The 340-nt window shown below is 67.6% G+C and carries 1 protein-coding gene; it reads right to left on the bottom strand.

Annotation, left to right across the window (positions count from 1 at the left end; genetic code table 11):
* Window positions 1-340: histidine kinase dimerization/phospho-acceptor domain-containing protein (locus CVH10_RS18720; RefSeq protein ID WP_369335877.1), on the bottom strand; the 340-nt coding region annotated here is incomplete at both ends.

Genomic DNA, 340 nt, shown 5'->3' with positions numbered 1-340 from the left:
GCCAACAGCAGCAGCTTGTTGGTAACTGCGACCAGTCGGCGGTTGCTGTTCTGCATGTCGACCCACATCGCGTCCATGTCGGCGCGGCGCGTGTCCCAGTCCTGCCGGTGCTCGCGCGTGTAGCGCGCGAACTCGATCTGCGACGCCTGCATCGCCAGCGGCGTGCGCAGCTGGTGCGCAGCATCGGCGATGAAGCGGCGTTGCGCCTCGGAGTGCGCACGCAACTGGCGCACGAAGCGGTTGATGGTGTCGGCGATCGGCCGCAGCTCGGTGTGCAGCGCACGCGTGTCCACGACCAGGTCGAGGTGCATCGGATCGCGCTGCGCCAGTTGCTGGCTCA

The sequence above is a fragment of the Halomonas sp. ND22Bw genome (genome assembly GCF_003011945.1).
GTDB classification, from domain to species: Bacteria; Pseudomonadota; Gammaproteobacteria; order Pseudomonadales; family Halomonadaceae; genus Halomonas; species Halomonas halophila.
The sequence above is the reverse complement of the archived record's forward strand: the minus strand, read 5'-3'. Positions and strand labels throughout refer to the sequence as shown.